Origin of the sequence: Curtobacterium sp. UNCCL20, from assembly GCF_900101675.1 — a bacterium.
Classification (GTDB): domain Bacteria; phylum Actinomycetota; class Actinomycetes; order Actinomycetales; family Microbacteriaceae; genus Curtobacterium.
In genome coordinates this window covers 818,254-840,906 of sequence record NZ_FNKG01000001.1, presented here as the reverse complement: position 1 = coordinate 840,906, position 22,653 = coordinate 818,254, and the positions used below count along the sequence as shown (strand labels likewise).

Sequence of the window (22,653 nt, the reverse complement as noted above, 5' to 3'; positions counted from 1 at the left end):
GGGGGTCGGCCGAGCGTCGCCGGTCTGGGGGCGGGGCTAGGCCGTGAAGGTCCAGGTCATCGGCACCGAGGCGGCGAGGCCCTGGTAGGTGTTGCCGGCCGACGAGTCGAGCGTCACCGCGAAGTTGAACGGCACGCTGGCACCGGCGGCGGGGGCGGCGGGCATCGTGAAGGCCGAGGCGGCGGCGCCCTTGAAGCTGGCGAGCGTGCCGTTGAAGACCGTGGTGGAGCCGGACGTGATGACGAGGTTCATCTTGGCGCAGAGGTCGGCCGCGGTGCCGTTCGCCGAACCGTTCGCCGACTGGGTGCAGGTCGCGCCCGGGGTGAGCGTGAAGGTCGCGGCGTTCGCGGTGCCGGTGTTCTTGATCGAGATCGCGGTGTTGACCGTGTTGCCCGGCGTCATCGTGGTGCTGCCGCCGAACTTGTTGATGGTCGAGCAGGTCGCGGCGTTCGTGGAGACCGAACCGCCGTCGGTGCTGAGGCAGGTGACGGTCGCGCCGGCGTTCTGCTCCTGCATGATCAGCGTGCCGCTCGCGGCCGAGTTCGCGCTGTTGGTGATGCTCGCGGCGAACCCGGAGAGGGTGCCGGTGAGGGAGAGGGAGAGCAGGACGGCCGCGAAGATGCCCGCCAGGAGTGCGACGGGGGCGAAGCGGATCCGCTTCAGTGCGGAGGTGCGGAGCTTGTCGGACACGGGGTACCTCTTCGATCAGGGAGTCTGGATGTGGGGGGGTGGAGCAGGGGGTTCGGGCTCTCTTGCTTCAATGATCAAGATAGTTAATGCTTGACCAAGTTGACCACTCGTATACTTACCCCAGTGCGAGGGACACCCCTCCCCGACGACACGGAAGGACTGCCTGTGACCCGGACAGGTACGACCGACGCCGCGGACATGCTCACGGCGTTCGACGCGGTCGTGCGCGCGAACGCGAGCTTCGTGCGGCAGCTGAGTGCGCGCGCCGGCGTGCACGAGAACGCGCTGCGTGCGCTCGTGCTCGTGAGCGACACCGGCTACTCCACCCCGACGGAGGTCGCCGGGTTCCTCGGCCTGACCTCCGGCGCCGTGACGAACATGATCGACCGGATGACGAGCGCCGGACTGCTCGAGCGCGCGCCGAATCCGAACGACCGCCGCGGCTCGCTGCTGCGCCTCCTGCCCGACGGTGAGTCGGTGGTCGAGGACTACCGGCAGCGGTACACGGCGGTGCTCCGCGCGGTCGACAGCGCACACGGCGGCGACCTGGTCGCGGTCCTCGGCGAGCTCGCGACGGGCCTCTACGGCTCCGCCGGCGAGGCGATGGACTGACGCGGGTGCGGCTCTCGGAGCCGACGGCAGAACGGACTGGAGGCGCGGTGCCAGCCGGCACCGCGCCTCCAGTCCGTGGATGGTCGCCTCGTCAGACGCCCGGCGTCAGCCCTTCACCGGGATCGACTGCGCCTTGAGCGCTGCGACGGTCTTGGACTGCCCGGACTCGAGCGCCTCGGTGAGCGTGCCCTGCCCGGACGCCGCCTGCCCGAACCCGTCGGAGACGTCCGAGTAGGTCTGGGTCATGGTCGGACCCCACGTGAACGGCTGGATGTCCTTCGCGGCGCTGGCGAACTCCTCGTAGATCTTCTGGTCACCGTAGAACGGCAGCCCCTCGGTCAGCGCCGGCAGCTGGGCACCGGTGCTCGACGCCGGGTAGAGGTTGGCTTCCTTGTTGAGCGCAGAGAGCGCCTCGGTCGAGGTGTTCAGCCAGACCAGGAACTTCGACGCCTCGGCAGGGTGCTTGCTGCCGGCGAAGACCACGTTCGACGAACCGCCCCACGCGGCCGACTTCGACTCGCCCGCCTTCCACTGCGGCATCGGGGCGACGGCCCACTTGCCCGAGGTGGACGGCGCACCGCTCGAGATGGTGTTCGCACCCCAGACGGCGGACACCCAGGTCCAGTCCTGGCCCTTGTCGTAGGCGCTGTTCCACTGGTCGGTGAAGCTCGGCAGCGTGCTCACGAGCTTCTTGTCGATCAGGCCCTGCCAGTAGTCGGCGACCTTCTTCGAGGCGCTGTCGGTCAGGTCGACCTTCCAGTCGGAACCCGAGTTCTGGAACCACTGGCCGCCGGCCTGCGAGACGAGTCCGGCGAACTGGTTGACGTCGCTCTTCGAGAAGTTCGTGATCTGTCCGCCGAGCGCCTTGATCTTCTCGGCGTCCTGCGCGTACTCCTCCCAGGTCTTCGGGGCGTCGAGGCCGGCCTTCTCGAACAGGTCCTTGCGGTAGTAGAGCGCCATCGGGCCGGAGTCCTGCGGCACCGCGTAGACCGACTTCGACTCGCCGAACGTCACCTGGTTCCACAGGCCGTCGGAGAAGTCCTTCTTCGCGGTGCTGATGCCGGAGCAGGCGCCGATGTCCTCGAGGCCGCCCTGCACGCGGAACGCCGGCAGGGTGTCGTACTCGACCTGCCCGATGTCCGGAGCCTGCTTCGCCTTCAGCTGGTTGAAGAAGTTCTGGTAGGTACCGCTGTTGCCGTTCGCGACGATCGAGACCTTGACCTGGATGTCCGGGTTGGCCTTGTTCCAGATCGCGACGACCTTGTCCATGTTGGGCACCCAGGTCGTGAAGTCGAGGGTGACCTTGCCGCTCGAGGGCTTGCAGCTGGCGGCGGTCGTGCCGGAGGAACCGCCGCTGCTGCCGCTGCCGCCGGCACTGCAGCCGGCGAGGGCCACGGTGGCGGCGACGGCGATCGCGGCGACGCTGAGGAACTTCGTTGTCTTCATGCTGTTTCCGTTCGGGATGTGGTGTGGGGAAGGGGTGCTGGGTACGGGGGTGGGGTGGTTGCCGCGCGGCTCACTTGAGACCGCCGGACCCGAGGCCGGAGCGCCAGAAGCGCTGCAGGCTCAGGAAGGCGACGAGCAGCGGGATGATCGAGACGAACGACCCGATGAGCACGAGGGTGCGGAGATCCGGGTACTGGTTCACGCTCGAGTTCCACGTGTAGAGGCCGAGGGTGACGGGGAACAGCGACGAGTCGCGGAGCATCACGAGCGGCAGGAAGAAGTTGTTCCACACGGCGACGAACTGGAACAGGAAGATCGTCACGAGCGCGGGCGACATCAGGCGGACGGCGACGGTGAAGAACGTCCGGACCTCGCCGGAGCCGTCGATCCGAGCTGCCTCGATGATCTCGTCGGGGACGCTCGACGCCGCGAACAGCCGCGACAGGTAGACGCCGAACGGGCTGACGATGCTCGGCAGGAACACCGACCAGAACGTGTCGGTCAGGTTCACCTGGCTGAAGATGAGGAACAGCGGCAGTGCGAGCGCGGTCGCCGGGACGAGGACGCCGCCGAGGAACACGTTGAACAGCGCCTCGCGGCCGCGGAAACGGTACTTCGCCAGCGCGTAGCCGCACATCGCGGAGAGCACGGTGCCGAGCAGTCCGGCGACACCGGCGTACGCGATGCTGTTGACCATCCAGCGCACGTAGATGCCGTCCTGGCGCGTGAAGAGCTCGCCGAGGTTCGTCACGAAGTCCTGCACGGACGTGGCGCTGAACCACAGCGAGAACGTCGTGTTGAAGTTCGCGGCCGTCTTCGTCGACGACACCAGCAGCCAGAAGATCGGCAGCAGGAAGTACAGGGTGAAGACACCCATGACGAGCATCGCGGCGCTGCGCGAGATGACGCTCTCCCGCGGTCCGCGGGCACCCCGCTGGTGCGGCCGGGAGGCACGGTTCGGCTCGAGCGGTCGGCCCACCTCGCCGATGGGGTCGCGTCGGGACGGGGCGTTGACGGTCACTGGGCGGCCTTCCGCTGGGTCAGTCGGAGGAATCCGATCGACAGGACGAACGTGGCGACGGCGAGGACGACCGAGAACGCCGCGGCGAGGTTGAAGTTGGGCACCGAGGACGTCGAGTAGACGAGCATGTTCGGCGTGAAGGTCGACGAGATCGTCGAGGTGAACTGCCGGAACACGGTCGGTTCGGTGAGCAGCTGCAGGGTGCCGATCACGGAGAACACCGCGGTGAGGACGATCGCCGGCACCACCATCGGGATCTTGATCGACAGCGCGATCCGCAGCTGGGACGCCCCGTCGAGCTTCGCGGCCTCGTAGATCTCGGTCGGGATCGCCAGGAGCGACGAGTAGATGATGAGCATGTTGTAGCCGACGAAGACCCACGTCACGACGTTCGCGACGGCCCAGAGGACGGTGCCCGAGCCGAGCAGGTCGACCCGTGACGTCACGGCGGAGAACGGCGACAGGTCGGGGGCGTAGAGGTAACCCCACATGATCGCCGCGATGACGCCGGGGACCGCGTACGGCGCGAAGAACGCCAGGCGGAAGAACCTTTTGCCGCCCAGCAGCGGGGAGTCGAGCAGCAGGGCGAAGACGAGCGCGAGCCCGAGCATCACCGGCACCTGCACGACGCCGAACAGGAGCACCCGGAGCACCGACTCCCAGAACGCGCTGTTCTGGAACACGAGCACGTACTGGCTCAGGCCGCCGAACACCTGCGTCGGGGCGCCGAACGTGCCCTGGCGCTCGATCTTCTGCAGCGACTGCCACACGGCGTACAGGATCGGGACGAGGTAGAACGCCGTGAACAGGACGGCGAACGGCAGGACGAAGATCGCGATGGCGCGGCGGTAGCGGAAGCCACCGCTCCGGCGTCGTGTCACGCGGGGCGACTGTGCGGAGGTGGTCATGGGCGGTTCCTGTCGGTGCGGATGATCTGGGTCCCACCCGGGCCGATGGCGGTGACGCCGTCGACGGGGCGGTCGGTGACGAGCTCGTGGCCCGACTCGTGGTGCTCGACGGTGCGGTCCGAGTGGTTGAGCAGGAACACCCACTCGTGGGCGTCGTCGCGGCGGCGCACCACCTCGAGACCGGGCGCTGCGGCGGGGTCGGACTGCACGCCGGCCTCGTCGAGCACCCGGCGCACGAACGCGCCGAGTGCGGCGGCGTCGAGCACCGTGGACGTGTACCAGGCGGTCCCCGCGCCGTGCTCGTTGCGGGTGACGGCGGGCTGCCCGGCGAGGGGACCCTCGGCGTAGTCGGTGACGCTCGTGGCGCCGCGGAGCTCGACCGGCTCGGACCAGACGCTGCCGGTCGTGCCGTCGGACAGCGCGATCGTGGTGTCCGCCGCCAGGGGCATGAACTCGTCGACCCGCACGCCGAGCAGGTCGCGGAAGGCGCCGGGGTAGCCGCCGGTCCGGACCCGGTCGCGCTCGTCGACGATCCCGCTGAAGCACGTGACGACGGCGTGACCGCCGGCGGCGACGTGGTCGGCGATGACGGCGGCGTGCTCGTCGCGGACGAGGTAGAGCTCGGGGACGACGACGAGCGCGTACCCGTCGAGCGGGGCGCCCGGGGCGACGACGTCGACGGTCACGCCGAGGTCCCACAGGGCGGCGTGGAACGCGTGTACCTGCTCGAGGGAGCGGAGCGCGGTGGTGGGGTGCGCCTCCAGGTCGGCGGCCCACTGGTTCTCCCAGCTGAACACGATCGCGACGTCGGCGACGACGCGGGAGCCGCGGAGCTCGCCGAGCCGCTCGGTCAGCGCGCCGAGCGCCACCACGTCACGCCAGGTGCGCGACTCGGTGCCGGCGTGCGGCAGCAGCGCGGAGTGGAACTTCTCGCTGCCCTGCACGGACGCCCGCCACTGGAAGAAGCACACCCCGTCGGCACCGCGGGCGATGTGGGCCGCGGTGTTCCGGAGCATCTCCCCCGGGGCCTTCGCGACGTTGTGCGGCTGCCAGTTCACGGCACCGGTCGAGTGCTCCATGAGGAGCCACGGCGCTCCGCCGGCGAGCCCGCGGGTGGTGTCGGCGGCGAAGGCGAGCTCGACGTGCGGCCGAGGCAGGCGGTGGTCGAGGTAGTGGTCGTTCGCGATGACGTCCATGTCGCCGGCCCACGACCAGTAGTCGAGCGCCGTGATGTGCGCGGCGACCATGAAGTTCGTCGTGACGGGCTTGTCGCTCAGTTCGCGGAGGACGGCGGCCTCGGCGCGGTGGTGGCCGAGGAGCTCGTCGGACGAGAAGCGGTCGAAGTCGATGGTCTGTGCGGGGTTCGTGAACGACAGGGTCGCCCGGGGCGGGAGGACCTGCTCCCACGCCGAGTAACGCTGGCTCCAGAACGAGGTGCCCCACGCGGCGTTGAGCTCCTCGACGGTGCCGTACCGGTTCCGGAGCCAGTCGCGGAAGGCGTCCGCGGAGACGTCGCAGTAGCAGTGCGCGTTGTGGCAGCCGAGCTCGTTCGACACGTGCCAGAGCCGGACCGCGGGGTGGTCGCCGTAGCGCTCGGCGGTTGCCCGGACCAGGGCGAGGGCGTGCTCGCGGTAGACCGGGGAGCTCGGGCAGAACGCCTGGCGCCCACCGGGCCAGCGCGTGGTGCCGTCCGCGACGACGGGGAGGACCTCGGGGTGCGCGGTGGTGAGCCACGGCGGGGTCGAGGCGGTGCCGGTGCCGAGGTCGACGCCGATACCGGCACCGTGAAGCAGCTCGATGACGGTGTCGAGCGCGGCGAAGTCGTACTCGCCCTGTCGGGGCTCGACGTGCGACCAGCCGAAGACGTTGATCGCGACGAGGTTCACGCCGGCCTCGCGCATCAGCCGGACGTCCTCGACCCAGACCTCGGGGTCCCACTGCTCGGGGTTGTAGTCGCACCCGAACGCGAGGCCCGTCGAGCCGAGGCCGAGTGCGCCGGTGGCGGTCGTCGGCAGGGTGGTGGTGGTCACGGTGGTCCTCGCTGATCGGGGCGGTCCGCGCCGTCCGGTCGCGTGCGACCCCTTCGACGGCGAAGGTCACCCAGTGTTCTGGGAGCGCTCCCAGTTCGGACTGGTCGATCGGGATCGAACAGTTCTGGGAGCGCTCCCAGAGTTTGGGACAGAACACGGTCGATGTCAAGCGCGAGGGATGACAGGGCCGATATGGTTGCCGGATGTCCGAGGTCCGAGCCGCCCGCCCACGCGCGACGATCCAGGACGTCGCGGACGAGGCCGGGCTCTCCCGCGGCACCGTCTCGCGCGTGCTCAACGACGAGCCGTACGTCTCCCCGAAGGCCCGCGAAGCCGTGCAGGAAGCCGTCCGCCGCGTCGGCTACGTCCGCAGCGCCGCCGCCCGGAGCCTGGTCACCCGGCGCTCCGGAGCCATCGCGCTCATCGTGCACGAACCGTCCGTCCAGGTCCTCGACGACCCGAACATCGGCAACATCCTGATCGGCACGAACACCGTGCTCTCCGAAGCCGACCAGCAGCTCGTGACGATCATGGTCGACTCCGCCCGCGACAACGAACGCGTGGTCGAGTACCTGCGCGGCGGGTTCGTCGACGGCGCCATCGTGCTCTCCGCCCGCGACGGCGACCCGGTGACGCGAGCCGTCGAGGAGATCGGGCTGCCGGCGTGCTTCGTCGGGCACCCCTCCGACGCCGCGAACACCTCGTGGATCGGCATCGACAACCGCGCTGCCGCCGAGCAGATCACCCGTCGGCTCGTGGACACCGGCCGGCAGCGGATCGGCATGCTCGCCTCCGGACTCGACCGCGACTCCGGGCAGGACCGGCTCGCCGGCTTCACCGCGGCGCTCGGCGACCGGTTCGACCCGTCGCTCGTCGCCCGGAACCCGCTGTTCAGCTACACCGCCGGTGTCGACGGGATGCGGGAGCTCCTCGACCGTGCGCCCGACGTCGACGGGGTGTTCGCGGCATCCGACGCCGTGGCCGCTGGCGCGATGGACGTCCTGCAGCGCAGCGGCCGCACGGTGCCGGGCGACGTGGGCGTGGTCGGGTTCGACGACAGTGCGTGGGCCCTCCGGTGCGACCCGCCGCTGTCCACCGTCCGGCAGCCCGCGCTCACCCTCGGTGAGCAGGCCGCGCGGCAGGTCCTCGCCCAGATCGCCGGGACGGACGACGGACCGGGTGGACTGATCCTGCCGACCGAGGTCGTCTGGCGCGGCAGCGCCTGAGCCGGTGCCTTGAGCCGGTGCGCCTGAGCCGCAGCACCGGACACCCCGCGCCTGACGCACGGCACCCGGCCGTCAGCGCCACGTCCGCGCGACGACCCACCCGTCCCCTTCCGGAGCGATGTCGACGACGACCACGTCGTCGCCGGAACTGACCTGGAACCGCCACCCGACCGTCCGCTCCGGCGGGTGCGTCATCGCCGACGGCAGGTACTCCGCCGTCGCCGTCAGCCGAGTCGGTGCGTCCGACACCCGCCACCGGCGTTCCCGCCACACCATCCGGTTCGGCACGCCACGCTCCCACCACACCGTGGCGACCTCACGCGTGAGCATCATCTCGACCTCCATCATTCGAACGTGTGTTCGAATGCTAGGCGAACGGGACGACAGTCGCGCGGTCGGTTCAGGCGGATGCGGGATCCGGCGACGCACCCCCGGGCGCGCCGTCCGCCGCCGGCGGATCCACTCGGAACACCAGGTCGAGGGCGACCTGCCGCGGCCAGAGCGCGTACCGCGGCAGCACGTCCGGACCACAGGCGCGCGACCCGAGCCCGTGCTGTGCCGCGTCGAGGTACAGGTGCAGCCGGTCGGACGCCGGGAGCTCGTGCGGGTGCTCCGCGGCGTCCCACTCCTGCGCACTGTGCCGAGCGAGCTGGAACCCGGGCAGGTCGACGCCCGCACCACGACGGGCATCGATGGCGAGCGACCCGATCCGGAGCTCGCGGAGGCCCGGGCGATGACCGGTTTCCTGCGGGCGGGCGTACCGGATGCCGAGGGCGTCGACGGCCCGCTCGAACCGCCCGACCACCACGCCGTTGGCGGCGTCGGCGTAGGACTCGTGCGGCCCGGTCCCCCACCATGCGGCGCGGTCGCCCAGGGTGCTCGGCAGGTCGAGGTGCAGGCCGATCCGGGGCCACGTGCAGTCCCACGGTCCGATGGGCACGGCGCTCCAGCGGAGCCGGAGGTCGTCGCCGTCGGGAGTCCAGCGGAACTCCGAGTCGATGCCGGAGCCCGTACCGGCGGGCATCGACCGCATCCGCTGCACGAGGGCGCCTCCGTCCCGCTCGACGGCGGTGACACGGTGCGTCAGGCGATCGAGCCCGCGCTCCCGCCAGCGGTCGGCCGACGGCGGTACGGACTCGTCGCCGCGCCCGGAGCTGAGTTCCGGCCAGCTCGTCTCGTAGGAGCCCTGGCCCGACGCTCGGTCGTTCTCGGTGGGCGCCCGCCAGAGTTCCGGCACGAGGGCGCGGACGTCCACGCCCTGCCACGAACGCAACGATCCGTCCTCGTCGAAGACCGCCGCGGTCGGCAACGGACCGGAGTCGCGTGCCGCCGGCCGCCGGTGCACCACGTCGACGGCGATCTGGGTCGTCGCGACCACGTGGCCGTGTGGCGCCCACACCGCTCCCCGCCGCAACGTCGCGCGGAAGGTGAGGTGCGCCTCCCGGCCGCGCCGTGGTGCGATCGCGTCGCTCGGCAGTGCGACCGTCACGTCGCGTCCGGGTCGGACGGGAGGCACGTCCAGCGCACCGTCGTCGACCACCCGTCCGTCGACGGTCAGCTCCCACGCCACGGCCAGGTCCGCCGCGTCGGCGTGTGCCCGGCGGTTCCGGACCGTGAGCGAGGAGCCCGCGCGGGTGAACCGCACCGGGGCCCACAGCGCCGCGAGGTCGGCGAGCGCCGGGCTCGGGGTGCCGTCCGACAGGACGAGCCCGTCCATCACGAAGACGCCGTCGTGCACGGGCTCGGCGAAGTCCCCGCCGTGGCCGAAGTACTCGGTGCCGTCGGCCGTGCGGGTCCGGAGGCCGTGGTCGCGCCACTCCCAGACGAACCCGCCGTGCAGCCGCGGCCAGCGCTCGAACCGCTCCTGGTAGTCGGCGAGCGACCCGGGGCCGTTGCCCATCGCGTGGCCGTACTCGCAGAGGATGAACGGCTTCGTCCGCTGCCGGGCGCCGGCGGCGGGACCCACCTCGTGCACCGGCATCGTGACGTCGCCGCAGACGGAGTCGATCTCCTCCATGGTCGGGTACATCCGCGAGTACACGTCGGTGTACGCGCCCTCGGTGTCGCCCTCGTAGTGGACGGGGCGGGACGGGTCGCGGCGGCGGATCCAGTCGGCCATCGCGGCGAGGTTCCGGCCGGTGCCGGACTCGTTGCCGAGTGACCACATCACGACGCAGGGGTGGTTCTTGTCGCGCTCGACGGTGCGGCGGACGCGGTCGAGGAAGGCGTCCCGCCAGGCCGGGTCGTCCGAGGGGTTGCCGATCCAGTCGACCTCCCAGAAGCCGTGCGTCTCGAGGTCGCACTCGAGCACGACCCAGAAGCCGTACTCGTCCGCGAGTTCGAGGAACCGGGGGTGCGGCGGCTGGTGCGCCGTGCGGATCGCCTGCACCCCGTGCTGCTTCATGAGCGACAGGTCGGCGCGGACCGCGACCTCGTCGAAGACCCGGCCGAGGTCGGGGTGGGTCTCGTGGCGGTTCACCCCGTGGAACACGAGGGGCACGCCGTTCGCCAGCAGTCGGTCGCCGACCACCTCGATGCGTCGGAACCCGACACGCATCCGGACGGTCTCGGACTCGGTGGCGACGGTGAGGTCGTGGAGTCGCGGGTCCTCGGCGGACCACGCGTCGACCGGGCCGACGTCGAGGTGGGCGGGCGTGCCGGGGGTGATCCGCGCCTCCAGGCCGGTCCCGGACAGACGGACCGTGACCTCGGAGGCGGTGGTGACCGTCTCGACGACCAGGGTGCCGTGTCCGGTCACGGGATCACGGTCGGCGGTGACGAAGACGTCGTCGAGGCCACCGTCGGGGCGGTGCTCGAGGGTGACGGACCGGAAGAGTCCGGGGAGCCACCACTGGTCCTGGTCCTCGAGGTAACTGCCCTGGGACCACTGGTGCACGCGGATCGCGATCGTGTTCGCGCCGGGCCGCAGGTGTTCCGTGACGTCGTACTCCGTCGTCAGCCGGCTCCCCGTCGACCACCCGACCGGGCGCCGGTTCACCCACACGCGGGCGAGCGATTCGGCGCCGTCGAGGCGGAGCACGGTCCGGCCGTCCGTCGGCCACCACTCCGGGAGTCCGACCGTACGGACGTGGTCGCCGGTCGGGTTCTGGTCGGGGACGTGCGGCGGGTCGACCGGGAACGGGTACCGGATGTTCGTGTACCAGGGCGCGCCGTGGCCGTGCAGGGGCCAGTGCGAGGGAACGGTGATGTCGGACCATCCGTCACCGGCACCGTCTGCCACGTCGGTGCCCCCTGCCGTGAACGGTGGGACGCCGTCGACCTCGTCGCGCGGCGCCCGGTCGTGCAGCCGGAACCGCCAGGTGCCGTCCAGTGACAGCGACCGCGCGTCCGACCGCAGGCGGGCCCTCGGCGGCAACCGCGTGTCGGACCCCGGTGCCGTCGTACCGAGCGGTCGGATGGCACCAGGAGCCCTCACTTGATGGCGCCCTTCGCGATGTCACCGATGAACTGGCGCGCACCGATCAGGAACACCACGAGCAGCGGCAGGACGGACAGCAGTGCCCCCGCCATCACCATGCTGTAGTTGTTCGCGAACGTCGTGTTGAGCTGTGCCATCGCGACCTGCAGGGTGAGGTGGTTCGGGTCGTTCAGCACGATGAGGGGCCAGAGGTAGTCGTTCCACGAGCCGATGAACGTGAAGATCCCGAGGAAGCCGAGGCCCGGCCGGATGAGCGGGATGCAGACCGTCCACCACTGGCGGAAGAAGCCGGCGCCGTCGATCATCGCGGCGTCCATCAGCTCGTCCGGGACGCTCGACAGGATGTACTGCCGGAGCCAGAAGATGCCGAACGCGTTCGCCGCTGCCGGCACGATGAGCGCCTGCAGGTGTCCCACCCAGCCGAGGTTCGTCATGGTGATGAACTGCGGGATGATCGACAGCTGCATCGGGAGCATGAACGTGACCAGCACGATCGTGAAGAGGGTCTTCCGGAGCGGGAAGTCGAACTTCGCGAACGTGAACGCGGCGAGCGAGTCGAAGAACAGCACGAGGACCGTGACACTGCACGACACGATGACGGTGTTGAGGAGCGCCCCGCCGAAGTCGATCTTGTCGAACACCTGGCCGATGTTGTCGAAGAGCCACGGCCCGGGCACGAACACCGGCGGCGACTTGTAGATGTCGCTCGTGGTGTTGCTCGCCATCACGAACAGCCAGTACAGCGGGAAGATCGAGACCACGGCGCCGACGGTGAGCAGCGTGTAGAGCACGACGCGCGGGGCGCCCGGTCCGCGACGCCGACGGCGGGTGACCGCGGCCCGGCTCGCTGGTGCAGCGGTGGTCGATCGGCTCAGGACGGTCACGACCGTGCCTCCTCTTTCCGGCCGGCCGTGAAGCGCCAGCTGATGATGGTGAAGACGACGACGATGAGGAACACGCCCCACGCGATGGCTGCTCCGTAGCCGAAGCGGTTGAAGCCGAAGGCCTGCTGGTAGAAGTACAGGACCATGGTCAGCCCGCCCTGCCCGGCGCCACCGCTGTTCGTCGACCCGGCGGTGGTGGTGAGGACCTGCGCCTCGGTGAAGCTCTGCAGCCCCGTGATGGTGCTGACGACGAGCACGAAGATCACCGTCGGGCGGAGCAGCGGGAGCGTGATCGAGAAGAAGCTGCGGAACGCGCCGGCGCCGTCGATCTTCGCCGCTTCGTACACCTCACCGCCGATGGACTGCATGCCCGCGAGGAAGATGATCGCGTTGTACCCGGTCCACTGGTACGTGATGAGCAGCGAGACGGTGACCTGGATGCCGAACGGGGTGCTCAGCCACGGCACCGCCGGCAGCCCGACGGCGTGCAGCAGGGTGTTGGCCAGGCCGAAGTTCTGCCCGAAGATCGATCCGAACAGGACCGCCATGGCGACGACCGACGTGATGTTCGGGATGAAGTAGGCGATCCGGAAGGCGGTGCTGTACCGGACGGCCGAGTTGAGCATCGCGGCGATGACGATCGCGATGACGAGCATCGGGAACGTCGACAGCGCGAAGATGACGAACGTGTTCCGGATGGACAGGTAGAACGTCGGGTCGGCGAAGAGCTTCTGGAAGTTCTGCAGGCCGACCCAGGTGGGGTCGCCGAGCCCGTTCCAGTCCTGGAACGACAGCACGAGCGAGTACAGCGTCGGGTACAGCCCGAAGACGATGAACAGGATGAAGAAGGGTGCGACCGCGAGGTACATCGGCCAGGTGCGTCGGATGCCCCGCCGGCGGGGTCGGGTCGCTGGACCCGGCCCCGCCAGCGACGGCGCGACTGACGTCGTCACTTCGCTGATTCCAGTGCCGACTTCGCGGCCTTGACCGCGTCGGCCCACGCCTTGTCCGGGTCCTTGCCGGTCTGGACGTTCGTGAGTTCCGTCAGGTACGGGGCGGACACCTGCGCGTCGTACGGGCTGGTGTACTTCGTCGGCATCGACTCGATCGACTTCTGGAAGACCGAGACGGTGTCCTGCCCGCCGAAGAAGGCGTCACCCTTGGTGAGCGCCGATTCGGTGAGCGCTTTCGACGAGGACGGGAAGTTGCCGACCTGGCTGTAGGTCGTGGCCTGTGCGGACGGGGCGACCATCGCCTCGATGACCTTGAGCGCGGCCTTCTTGTCCGACGTCGCCGCCGGGATCGTCAGGAACGAGCCACCGGCGTTGCCCGGGCCACCGGGGGTCGCGGTGACCCGCCACTCGCCCGAGGTGTCCGGCGCGGCGCTCTTGATGTCGCCCGCGTGCCACGCGGCACCGATGACGGTGGGGAGCTTGCCCTGGTTGACCGCGGAGGCCCAGTCGGGGCTGCCGTCCTCGATGTTGGCGACGACGCCGGCCTTCTCGGCCGTGACCGCGCGGTCCCAGGCCTGCTTGACCGTGGCGCTGTCCCCGGTGAACTTGCCGGACTTGCTCACGAAGCCGCTGTCGGCCTGTGCCATCGACCAGCTGAACACGTCACCCGTCGAGACCTCGAGCGAGGCACCGGTCTTCTCCTTCAGCTGCTTGCCGAACGCGAAGTACTTGTCCCAGGTGCTCGTGGCATCCGCGACGGCGGCGGGTTCGCTGGGCAGACCGGCCTTGGCGAGGACGTCCTGCCGGTAGAACAGGGCCGAGGGGCCGATGTCGGTCGGGATGCCGATGAGCTTGCCGTCGGCGGTGGTGGCCTCGGCGAGCTTCCACTTCGGGAACTGCGCGAGGTACGACGCGGGGACGAGCGACTTCAGGTCGGTGAAGAGGCTGGACTGCTGCAGGAAGTAGGGCATGTCCTCACCCTTGACGCCGGTGATCGACGGGACGTTCGTCTTGCCGGTGAAGGTCGTGACGAGCTTCTGCTTGAAGTCGCCGCCGATGACGTTCACCTGCAGCTTGTCGGAGGCGAACTCCTTCTTCGCGCTCGAGACGACGGAGTCGCCGACGGCACCGGGCCAGAGCCAGGCGGTCAGTTTGCCGGTCGAGGCGGACGAGCCGGTGGAGCATCCGGTGAGGACGAGGGCCGCGGCGACCGCGGTGGCGAGGACCGCGGCGGTGCGGCGTCGCTTCGTGGTGATACGCATGGGTTCTCCTGGGGTCGGGTGGGAGGGCGGGGAAGGGGAGGGGGGGGAGTGAGTCGGTGCGGGGGGTCAGTGCGTCCGGTCCGCCGGTTCGGCGGTGGCCACCGGGAGGCTCGTGGTGACGAAGCCGTACCGGTCCGGGTCCGCGGCGGCCGGGTTGGCAGCCAGCCACGGTGCGAGTTCGTCCCGTCGGGGCGCGGTGGACGCGCCGCCGGGACGGGACACGGTGATCGCGGCGACCAGGGCCGCGAGGTCGATGCGCTCGCGGAGCGGGCGGTCCTCCAGGGAGGCCACCGCCAAGGCTGCGCAGAACACGTCGCCGGCACCGGTCGCGTCGACTGCGCGCACCCGGACGGGCGGCGCGACGACCTCTTCTCCGGTTGAGGAGTCGACGGCGACGACACCGGCGGCGCCGAGCGTGACCACGCTGAGCGGCACGCGTTCGGCGAGCGCACGTGCTGCGGCCAGCGGGTCGTCGGTGCGCGTGTAGGCCATCGCTTCGCGGTCGTTCGGGGTGAACGCGTACGCGCCGTCGATCGCGTCGAGGACCGCTGGGTCCCAGGCGCCGGTCGCGTCCCAGCCGACGTCGGCGAAGACGCGCAGGCCACGGTCGCCGCTCGTGCGCACCCAGTCGGCGGTGGTCTCGTCGACGTGCAGGGCCGCGACTCGTCCGCCGTGGGCCGGCAGGAGGTCGGGGAGGGGGACGGGGGCCTCGGTGCCACCGGTGACGATCGCCCGGTCGCCGTCGTGGCCGATGCAGGCGCTGACGGGGAGCGACCAACCGGGTGCCGGGCGGAGCAGTCCGGTGCCGATGCCCTCACGAGTGAGGGTGGCTCGGCAGAGTGCGCTGAGCTCGTCGTCGCCGATCACGGCGGCGACGTCGGTCGACGCGCCGAGGCGCGCAGCGGCGATGGCGAAGTTGGCGATGCCACCCGGCGTCCACGCGAAGTGCGGGGTCCAGATCTCCTGTCCGAGCACGGGTGCGTGCGGCAGGTCCGCGAACACGGCGTCGAAGAACAGCAGGCCAGCGACGAGCACATCAGCATCGGTGCTCGAGATCGGTCGGTCATCCATCGCTGCCTCCATCGGTCGGCGTGTGAGCACTGTCTAACACAGATCGATCGAAACCACGCATCTTTTTGTTTGAAAAGGTTTGCATGTTGAGCGAAAATGATCGCTATGCTGAAGGCGTGAAGGACATCCGCGATCTCGCCATCCTCGACCACCTCCGTGCGTCGCGCGCCGCGTCGGTCGCCGACCTCGCTGCCGCAACCGGTTCGAGCGTCGCGACGATCCGTCGGGACCTGCAGCGTCTCGACGACGCGGGCCTGCTGCGACGCACCCACGGTGGTGCCGTGCTCAGCGACGGGCACGAGGGGGACGCACCCTTCCCGGAGGTCGAGACCGTCCACCGCGAGCAGAAGCGCCGCATCGCCGCCGCAGCCGCCGCGCTCGTCGAGGACGGTCACACCGTGGTCCTCGACATCGGCACGACCGTGCTGCAGCTCGCCACCCTGCTGCGCGGGCGTCCCGTGACCGTGATCACCGCCAACATGGCCGTGTTCGAGGCCCTGAAGGACGACCACGCCGTGCACCTCGTGCTGCTCCCCGGCGACTACGACCCCGTGTACCACTCGGTGTCCGGTCCACTGACCACCGACTCGCTCCGACTCATCCGTGCCGACCACGCCTTCCTCGGCGTCAGCGGCATCTCGGCGAGCGGCGACCTGCGTGACACCACGATCGCGCAGGTCCCCATCAAGCAGGCGATCGCCGACGCGTGCGACGAGGTCACCGTCCTCGCCGACAGCAGCAAGTTCCCGGGAACCGGAGCTGCGCGCATCGACCTGCCGTCATCGATCGTGCGGATCGTCACCGACGACGAACCGCCGGTCTCGGTCGCCGCAGCGTTCGCCGCGCACGGCGTGGAGGTCCTCGTCGCATGAAACTGGTCATGATCGGCGGTGGCGGATTCCGCACACCGCTCGTCCACTCCGCCCTGCTCCGCGACCACGAACCCGGTCGTGTCACCGAGGTCGCACTCGTCGACGTCGACGCCGACCGCCTGCGCACGATGGCCCGGATCCTCGCCGACCAGGCCGAGGGCATCGCCGACGCACCCGCGGTCAGCGTCCACACCGACGTCGAGGACGCCCTGCCGGGCGCCGACTTCGTCTTCTCCGCCATCCGGGTCGCCGGCATGGAAGGCCGGGCGATGGACGAGCGGATCGGGCAGTCGCACGGCGTGATCGGTCAGGAGACGGTCGGTTTCGGCGGCATCTCCTACGCCCTCCGCACGCTCCCCACCGTGATGGCGCTCGCGCACACCATCAAACAGCTCGCACCCGACGCCTGGGTGATCAACTTCACCAACCCCGCCGGCGTCGTCACCGAGGCGATGTCCACGGTGCTCGGCGAACGCGTGATCGGCATCTGCGACTCCCCCATCGGCCTGGCCCGCCGCGCCCTCGGCACGCTCGGGATCCAGCACGGACCCGACGTCGAGCTGGAGTACGCAGGCCTGAACCACCTCGGATGGCTCACCGCGGTGCGCGTGGACGGCGTCGACCGACTGCCCGAGGTCCTCGCCGACAGCAGCAAGATCGAGTCCTTCGAAGAGGGCAAGCTCTTCGGTGCCGAATGGATCCAGGCCATCGGGGCGCTGCCCAACGAGTACCTGCACTACTACGCCTACCGCCGCGACGTCCTGCAGGCCGACCAGTACGCCCCGCACACCCGTGCCCGGTACCTCGTCGAACAGCAGGACCGGTTCTGGGCCCGTGCCGACGGGTGCGACCACCCGTTCCGCGCCTGGCAGGACAGCCGCAGCGAGCGCGAGGCCACCTACATGGCCACGAACCGCGACTCCGCCGGCATGGGCGACCGTGACGTCGAGGACATGACCTCCGGCGGCTACGAGGACGTCGCCCTGTCCCTGATGCGGGGCATCGCGTACGACCAGCGCGCCCGGCTCATCCTCAACGTGCGGAACGCCGGCGCCCTCGCGGGGCTCGACGACGACGCCGTGGTCGAGATCCCCTGCATCGTCGACGCCACCGGCGCGCACCCGATCCCCGGCGCTCGCGTGCCGGACTTCGGCCTCGGCACCGTCACCGCCGTGAAGTACGTCGAACGGCAGACGATCCAGGCGGCGCTGCACGGCGACCGGGCCGCGGCGCTCCGGGCGCTCGCGCACCACCCGCTCGTCGATTCCGTGCGCGTCGCGCGCGCACTGCTGGACGACGCACACACCTCGTTCCCGCACCTGTCGTACCTGTCCTGAGCCGCGCCTCCGGGTCGTCCCTGATCCACGACCCGGAGGCGCTCCCTTCCCAGAGAGCCCAGCCATGCACCAGAACCAGAAGCTCGTCGAAGCGCGCATCGAGCGCGTCCTGCACGAACGCATCACCCCGGCCGTGTACCAGGCGCGGACGCCCGTCACCCTCGCCGCCTGGCAGGTGCCGGACGAACCCGTGCCCGCGGCCGAGGCGCTCGCGGCCGAGTACCGGCCGTTCGCCGTGGGCGAGTCCTGGGGCCGCGCATGGTCCACCTGGTGGTTCGAGGTCACCGGCACCGTCCCGGCCGAGTGGGCCGGGCGGACCGTCGAGCTCCTCGTGGACCCGGGCTTCCAGGGCGACTGGCCCGGCAACCAGGCCGAGGGGCTCCTGCACACGCCGGACGGCACTCCCGTCAAGGGCATCCACCCGCGCAACCACTACCTCCGCATCGCCGACGAGGCCGAGGGCGGCGAGCAGGTGCACCTGTACCTCGAGGCCGCAGCGAACCCGGACATCCTGGTCAACGAGTTCGTCCCCACGAGGTTCGGCTCGAAGAAGACCGCACCCGAGACCCCGATCTACACGTTCCGCACCGCCGAGCTCGCCGTCTTCGAACCCGAGGTCTGGGCTCTGCGCTTCGACGTCGAGGTGCTCTTCCAGATGGTGCGCGAACTGCCCGAGACGGACCCGCGTCGGCACGAGGTCCTCCGCGACCTCGAGCGCGCCATGGACACCCTGGCGCTCGACGACGTCGTCGGCACCGCCGCGGCCGCCCGCGCCGAACTCGCCGGGGCCCTCGCCAGCCCGGCGAACCCGTCCGCGCACCGCCTGAGCGGGATCGGCCACGCGCACATCGACAGCGCGTGGCTCTGGCCGATCCGCGAGACGAAGCGCAAGACCGGTCGCACCTTCTCGAACGTCCTGACGCTCGCCGAGCAGTACCCCGAGTTCAAGTTCGCCGCCTCGAGCGCGCAGCAGTACGCCTGGGTGCAGGAGCGCTACCCCGCCGTCTTCGAGGGGATCAAGGCCGCCATCGCCCGCGGGCAGTGGATCGTCGTCGGCTCGCAGTGGATCGAACCGGACGGCAACCTGCCCGGTGGCGAAGCCATGGTGCGCCAGGTCACGCAGGGCCTCCGCTTCTTCGCCGACGAGCTCGGCGTCGAGACGCACGGCATCTGGCTGCCCGACTCGTTCGGCTACACGGCGGCGTTCCCGCAGATCGCCAAGCTCGCCGGCCTCGACTGGTTCCTCACGCAGAAGCTGTCGTGGAACCAGACGAACACGTTCCCGCACCACACGTTCTGGTGGGAGGGCATCGACGGCTCGCGGATCTTCACCCACTTTCCGCCGATCGACACGTACAACTCGACGCTCGAGGGCGAAGAGCTCCACCACGCCGTGCGGCAGTTCCGCGAGAAGGGCGCCGCGACGACGTCCCTCGTGCCGTTCGGCTACGGCGACGGTGGCGGCGGACCGATCCGCGAGATGCTCGAACGCCAGCGCCGGGTCGAGTCCCTCGAGGGCTCCCCGCGCGTCGAGATCGAGCACCCCGACGACTTCTTCGCCCGTGCTCGCGAGGAGTACCCGGACGCCCCGACGTGGGTGGGCGAGCTGTACCTCGAGCTGCACCGCGGCACCTTCACCTCCCACGCTCGCGAGAAGCGCGGCAACCGGAAGGCGGAGCACCTGCTGCGCGAGGCCGAGCTGTGGTGGACCGTCGCCGCGCTCCGGGGTGCCGAGTACCCGTACGAGGCCTTCGACCGGCTGTGGCAGTCGACCCTGCTCCAGCAGTTCCACGACATCCTGCCCGGCTCGTCGATCCAGTGGGTGCACGAGGAGAACGAGGACACCTACGCGCAGAACCACGCCGAGATCGAGGCGATGACGACCGCTGCGCTCGATGCCCTCGGCGTGGGCGGCGTCGTCGCCAACCCCGCGGACCACGACCGCCGGGGGCTCGTCCTCGACGCCGACGGCGGCCTCCTCGGGCTCGTCGAGGTGCCCGGTCACGCCCTCGCTGCCCTGCGCCCGGTGACCCCGACCCACCCCGTCACCGCCACGCAGGACGCCGACGGCACCGTGCTCGACAACGGCCTGGTGCGCGTGCACGTCGACACGGAGGGGCTCGTCGACTCGATCCGCGACCTGGCCGCCGACCGGGAACTCGTCCCCGCCGACCGCAGCGCCAACCTGCTGCACCTGCACGAAGACCTGCCGAACGCGTGGGACGCATGGGACATCGACGCCCACTACCGGCACTCCGTCGTCGAACTCCGTGCCGCGGACTCGGTGGAACTGGTCACCGACGACGACCTGCGCGCCGTGGTCCGCGTGCACCGCACCTTCGGCACCTCCGAGCTCGTGCAGACCATCGCGGTCCACGCAGACGACGTCCGCGTGCACCTCGGGGTCGACGTCGAGTGGCAGGAGCGCGAGAAGCTCCTCAAGGCCTCACTGCCGTTCGTCGTGCACGCGCAGCACCACAGCGCGGAGATCCAGTTCGGGCACCTCCGTCGCCCGACCCACACGAACACCTCGTGGGACGACGCCCGGTTCGAGGTCATGGCGCACCGCTGGGTGCACGTCGAGGAGCCCGGGTACGGCATCGGCGTCACGAACGCCGGCACCTACGGTCACGACATCACCCGGCGAGTCGGCACCGGCGGCGAGGTCGAGACCGAGGTCCGGCTCAGCCTGGTCCGCGGCGCGCAGTCCCCCGACCCGGCGCAGGACCTCGGCCACCACACGTTCGCGTACTCCGTGCACCCGGGCGCCTCGATCGCCGACGTCGTCGCGAGCGGGTACGACGAGAACCTGCCGCTCCGTGCAGTGGCAGCGGGGAGCGCACCCTCCGAGCCGCGCACCGCCCCGGTCGTGTCGTCCTCCCCCGGCGTCCGCGTCGAGTCGGTCAAGCTGGCCGACGACCGCTCCGGCGACGTCATCGTCCGCCTGTACGAAGCGCTCGGCGCCCGCACCGACACCGTCCTCGACCTGCGGGTCGACGCCGAGTCGGTCGGCCAGGTCGACCTGCGCGAGCGCCCGATCGCGGACGCGGCGCGCAGCGCCCGACGGTTCACCTGGGCGGACGGCCGCGTCGAGCTCGGGCTGCGCCCGTTCCAGGTGGTGACACTCCGCATCCGCCCGCGCGGCTGACGGGTGCCGGGACCGGCAGCGGGACGGACGGGAGGCGCGGTGCCAGCTGGTACCGCGCCTCCCGTCCGTCCGTGACCACGCGAGCGCACGCGGACCGGACGCGCCGGTCAGGGTCGCCCGTCGTCCGCGTCGACGACCCCCGGCGTCGGCGTCGTCCCGGTGAACGCACCGCGCATCGCGCCCACCCCGTGCTGCGGGTGCGCCTCGGGCAGGTGCTTCGCACGCGACTCCTTCCGCGGCTCCGGCGGCGTCCCCATCGACTCGTTGCGGTCCGCCTGCAACGCGCTGTCCACCTCGCCCTCCCGGTTGAACGACCACATCAGCATCGGGTCGCCGAGCGGCAGGTCGTCGGCGGGCTGGGCGCCCATCGGCGTGCTGTGCCAGGTGTGCCAGGTCTTGCCGTACGAGTTCACGAGGTGCCCCATCAGCTCGGTCTCGACCGTGATCGGCAGCCCGGGAGCGACGAGCTCCCCGGAGAACACCTCGTGGTTGTGCGGGTGCCACGAGGCGCGTTCGCCCTCGGGCAGCGACTCGTACAGCCGCTCGGACACGATGTACTCGATGCCGATCAGGTTCGCGTCGGCGGTGTTCCCGTCGAAGAGCACGCACTGCAGCACCTCGGCGTTCACCACCTTGCAGTAGTGGTGCGCCTCCATCTGCGCCGCGGGCTCGCCCTTCACGCAGTGGAAGCCGACGACGTAGACGTCGAACCCGCGGAGCGGTGCGGCTGGCTGGAGCACGTCGGCACCACGGTCGAGGAGCGCGAGGCGGAACCCGCCCGCCTCCCCGGGCGGGGTGACCCCGGCCCGGCGGTCGTGCACGGTCGGGTTGAGCGGCATGGCGGCGTCCTTCCGTCGGTCGGTGCGCGCCATGCTGCCCCGCGTCCCCTGGAACGGCGCGCAGTCGCGGCGTACTGTCCGGTGCATGCCCGCTCTCATCGACACGTTCACCCTGTCCAACGGCCTGCACATCCCGAAGATCGGCTTCGGCACCTGGCAGATCCCGTCCGGCAGCGACGCCTACGACGCCACGAAGACCGCCCTCGACCTCGGCTACCGGCACATCGACACCGCGCTCGCCTACGGCAACGAGGCCAGCGTCGGCGAAGCCGTCCGTGACAGCGGCATCCCCCGCGACGAGGTGTTCATCACCACGAAGCTGCCCGCCGAGGTCAAGACCGCCGCCGGCGCCCGCGAGGCCTTCGCGACCTCGAGCAGCAACCTCGACCTCGGCGTGGTCGACCTGTACCTCATCCACGCGCCGTGGCCCTGGGGCGACATCGGCAGCGACCACCGCGACGGCAACGTCGAGGTCTGGAAGGTCTTCGAGGAGCTCTACGACGCCGGCAAGACCCGGTCGATCGGCGTCTCGAACTTCGCCGTCGCCGACCTCGAGGACCTCCTCGGCCGCACCGACGTCGTCCCGCACGCGAACCAGATCCGCTGGTTCATCGGCAACACCCAGGACGAGACGACCGCGTTCGACCGCGAGCACGACATCCTCACCGAGGGGTACTCGCCGCTCGCCACCGGCGGTCTGCTCGAGAACGCCGAGATCCGCGACATCGCGGCGAAGTACGACAAGAGCGTCGCCCAGGTCGCGATCCGCTACCTCCTCGAGAAGGACGTCCTGCCGCTGCCGAAGTCGACGACGCCCTCGCGCATCGCCGAGAACGCCGACGTGGACTTCGTCCTGTCGGCCGACGACGTGGCCGCGCTGGACGCGCTCGAGGACACCACCGACTGACGGCCCGG

At 70.5% G+C, this 22,653-nt stretch carries 18 protein-coding genes; 6 read left to right on the top strand and 12 right to left on the bottom strand.

Translation table 11 applies throughout. The features are described 5' to 3' along the window. Positions 1-36: 36 nt before the first annotated feature. Positions 37-690, bottom strand: coding sequence for a COG1361 family protein (locus BLT36_RS04170; protein WP_092092177.1), 654 nt, complete (start codon positions 688-690; stop codon positions 37-39). Positions 691-855: 165 nt separating this feature from the next. Between BLT36_RS04170 and BLT36_RS04165 the strand changes: the two genes are divergently transcribed. Next, complete coding sequence (locus BLT36_RS04165; RefSeq protein WP_092092175.1) at positions 856-1,302, top strand: MarR family winged helix-turn-helix transcriptional regulator; 447 nt, start codon at positions 856-858, stop codon at positions 1,300-1,302. 105 nt (positions 1,303-1,407) lie between these two features. Here BLT36_RS04165 and BLT36_RS04160 read toward each other — a convergent pair whose 3' ends face one another. The 4 genes from BLT36_RS04160 to BLT36_RS04145 form a co-directional block, all read right to left on the bottom strand. Beyond that, positions 1,408-2,748 carry an ABC transporter substrate-binding protein gene (locus BLT36_RS04160; RefSeq protein ID WP_092092173.1) on the bottom strand — a complete coding sequence of 447 codons (1,341 nt, stop codon included), beginning with the start codon at positions 2,746-2,748 and terminating at the stop codon, positions 1,408-1,410. Positions 2,749-2,818: 70 nt separating this feature from the next. Further along, positions 2,819-3,769 carry a carbohydrate ABC transporter permease gene (locus BLT36_RS04155; RefSeq protein WP_254787324.1) on the bottom strand — a complete coding sequence of 317 codons (951 nt, stop codon included), beginning with the start codon at positions 3,767-3,769 and terminating at the stop codon, positions 2,819-2,821. Continuing rightward, on the bottom strand, positions 3,766-4,677 hold the full coding sequence (locus BLT36_RS04150; RefSeq protein ID WP_092092171.1) for a carbohydrate ABC transporter permease: 912 nt from the start codon (positions 4,675-4,677) through the stop codon (positions 3,766-3,768). The genes BLT36_RS04155 and BLT36_RS04150 overlap by 4 nt, the downstream gene beginning before the upstream one ends. Continuing rightward, on the bottom strand, positions 4,674-6,707 hold the full coding sequence (locus tag BLT36_RS04145) for a beta-galactosidase (protein WP_092092169.1): 2,034 nt from the start codon (positions 6,705-6,707) through the stop codon (positions 4,674-4,676). Before BLT36_RS04145 ends, BLT36_RS04150 begins: the two co-directional genes overlap by 4 nt. Before the next feature lie 203 nt (positions 6,708-6,910). Between BLT36_RS04145 and BLT36_RS04140 the strand changes: the two genes are divergently transcribed. Then, complete coding sequence (locus BLT36_RS04140; RefSeq protein WP_092092167.1) at positions 6,911-7,933, top strand: LacI family DNA-binding transcriptional regulator; 1,023 nt, start codon at positions 6,911-6,913, stop codon at positions 7,931-7,933. 72 nt (positions 7,934-8,005) lie between these two features. Here the strand turns inward: BLT36_RS04140 and BLT36_RS04135 are convergent, their stop codons facing one another. The 6 genes from BLT36_RS04135 to BLT36_RS04110 all read right to left on the bottom strand — a co-directional run bounded on the left by BLT36_RS04135 (position 8,006) and on the right by BLT36_RS04110 (position 15,542). Further along, positions 8,006-8,266, bottom strand: a complete 261-nt coding sequence (locus BLT36_RS04135; RefSeq protein WP_139166360.1) for a hypothetical protein — start codon at positions 8,264-8,266, stop codon at positions 8,006-8,008. 67 nt (positions 8,267-8,333) lie between these two features. Beyond that, positions 8,334-11,351 (bottom strand): glycoside hydrolase family 2 TIM barrel-domain containing protein, encoded by a 3,018-nt coding sequence (locus BLT36_RS04130; RefSeq protein ID WP_092094303.1) that lies wholly within the window; start codon positions 11,349-11,351, stop codon positions 8,334-8,336. A 14-nt stretch (positions 11,352-11,365) separates the two neighbouring features. Further along, positions 11,366-12,256 (bottom strand): carbohydrate ABC transporter permease, encoded by an 891-nt coding sequence (locus BLT36_RS04125; RefSeq protein WP_254787322.1) that lies wholly within the window; start codon positions 12,254-12,256, stop codon positions 11,366-11,368. Continuing rightward, positions 12,253-13,209, bottom strand: a complete 957-nt coding sequence (locus BLT36_RS04120; RefSeq protein WP_254787320.1) for a carbohydrate ABC transporter permease — start codon at positions 13,207-13,209, stop codon at positions 12,253-12,255. Before BLT36_RS04120 ends, BLT36_RS04125 begins: the two co-directional genes overlap by 4 nt. After that, positions 13,206-14,471 (bottom strand): ABC transporter substrate-binding protein, encoded by a 1,266-nt coding sequence (locus BLT36_RS04115; protein ID WP_092092161.1) that lies wholly within the window; start codon positions 14,469-14,471, stop codon positions 13,206-13,208. The genes BLT36_RS04120 and BLT36_RS04115 overlap by 4 nt, the downstream gene beginning before the upstream one ends. Before the next feature lie 66 nt (positions 14,472-14,537). Continuing rightward, positions 14,538-15,542 (bottom strand): carbohydrate kinase family protein, encoded by a 1,005-nt coding sequence (locus BLT36_RS04110; RefSeq protein WP_254787319.1) that lies wholly within the window; start codon positions 15,540-15,542, stop codon positions 14,538-14,540. A gap of 116 nt (positions 15,543-15,658) precedes the next feature. Here BLT36_RS04110 and BLT36_RS04105 point away from each other — a divergent pair, with 116 nt between their 5' ends. The 3 genes from BLT36_RS04105 to BLT36_RS04095 all read left to right on the top strand — a co-directional run bounded on the left by BLT36_RS04105 (position 15,659) and on the right by BLT36_RS04095 (position 20,899). Further along, positions 15,659-16,414, top strand: coding sequence for a DeoR/GlpR family DNA-binding transcription regulator (locus BLT36_RS04105; protein WP_254787318.1), 756 nt, complete (start codon positions 15,659-15,661; stop codon positions 16,412-16,414). Further along, positions 16,411-17,751, top strand: coding sequence for a 6-phospho-beta-glucosidase (locus BLT36_RS04100; protein WP_092092154.1), 1,341 nt, complete (start codon positions 16,411-16,413; stop codon positions 17,749-17,751). Before BLT36_RS04105 ends, BLT36_RS04100 begins: the two co-directional genes overlap by 4 nt. 64 nt (positions 17,752-17,815) lie before the next feature. Then, positions 17,816-20,899 carry an alpha-mannosidase gene (locus BLT36_RS04095; RefSeq protein WP_092092152.1) on the top strand — a complete coding sequence of 1,028 codons (3,084 nt, stop codon included), beginning with the start codon at positions 17,816-17,818 and terminating at the stop codon, positions 20,897-20,899. Positions 20,900-21,006: 107 nt separating this feature from the next. On the opposite strand, the gene BLT36_RS04090 is transcribed toward BLT36_RS04095, so the two are convergent. Further along, entirely contained in the window at positions 21,007-21,771 is a 765-nt protein-coding gene (locus tag BLT36_RS04090) for an OBAP family protein (protein WP_254787316.1), read from the bottom strand. 52 nt (positions 21,772-21,823) lie between these two features. On the opposite strand from BLT36_RS04090, the gene BLT36_RS04085 reads away from it, so the two are divergent. Further along, positions 21,824-22,645 carry an aldo/keto reductase gene (locus tag BLT36_RS04085; protein ID WP_092092150.1) on the top strand — a complete coding sequence of 274 codons (822 nt, stop codon included), beginning with the start codon at positions 21,824-21,826 and terminating at the stop codon, positions 22,643-22,645. Positions 22,646-22,653 lie beyond the last annotated feature (8 nt).

Excerpts from the sequence above, each read along its gene's own strand:
- BLT36_RS04115 (WP_092092161.1), bottom strand. The coding sequence starts at position 14,471 with ATGCGTATCACCACGAAGCGACGCCGCACCGCCGCGGTCCTCGCCACC.
- BLT36_RS04110 (WP_254787319.1), bottom strand. The coding sequence starts at position 15,542 with ATGGATGACCGACCGATCTCGAGCACCGATGCTGATGTGCTCGTCGCT.
- BLT36_RS04160 (WP_092092173.1), bottom strand. The coding sequence starts at position 2,748 with ATGAAGACAACGAAGTTCCTCAGCGTCGCCGCGATCGCCGTCGCCGCC.
- BLT36_RS04085 (WP_092092150.1), top strand. The coding sequence starts at position 21,824 with ATGCCCGCTCTCATCGACACGTTCACCCTGTCCAACGGCCTGCACATC.
- BLT36_RS04150 (WP_092092171.1), bottom strand. The coding sequence starts at position 4,677 with ATGACCACCTCCGCACAGTCGCCCCGCGTGACACGACGCCGGAGCGGT.
- BLT36_RS04100 (WP_092092154.1), top strand. The coding sequence starts at position 16,411 with ATGAAACTGGTCATGATCGGCGGTGGCGGATTCCGCACACCGCTCGTC.
- BLT36_RS04135 (WP_139166360.1), bottom strand. The coding sequence starts at position 8,266 with ATGATGCTCACGCGTGAGGTCGCCACGGTGTGGTGGGAGCGTGGCGTG.
- BLT36_RS04090 (WP_254787316.1), bottom strand. The coding sequence starts at position 21,771 with ATGGCGCGCACCGACCGACGGAAGGACGCCGCCATGCCGCTCAACCCG.
- BLT36_RS04140 (WP_092092167.1), top strand. The coding sequence starts at position 6,911 with ATGTCCGAGGTCCGAGCCGCCCGCCCACGCGCGACGATCCAGGACGTC.
- BLT36_RS04095 (WP_092092152.1), top strand. The coding sequence starts at position 17,816 with ATGCACCAGAACCAGAAGCTCGTCGAAGCGCGCATCGAGCGCGTCCTG.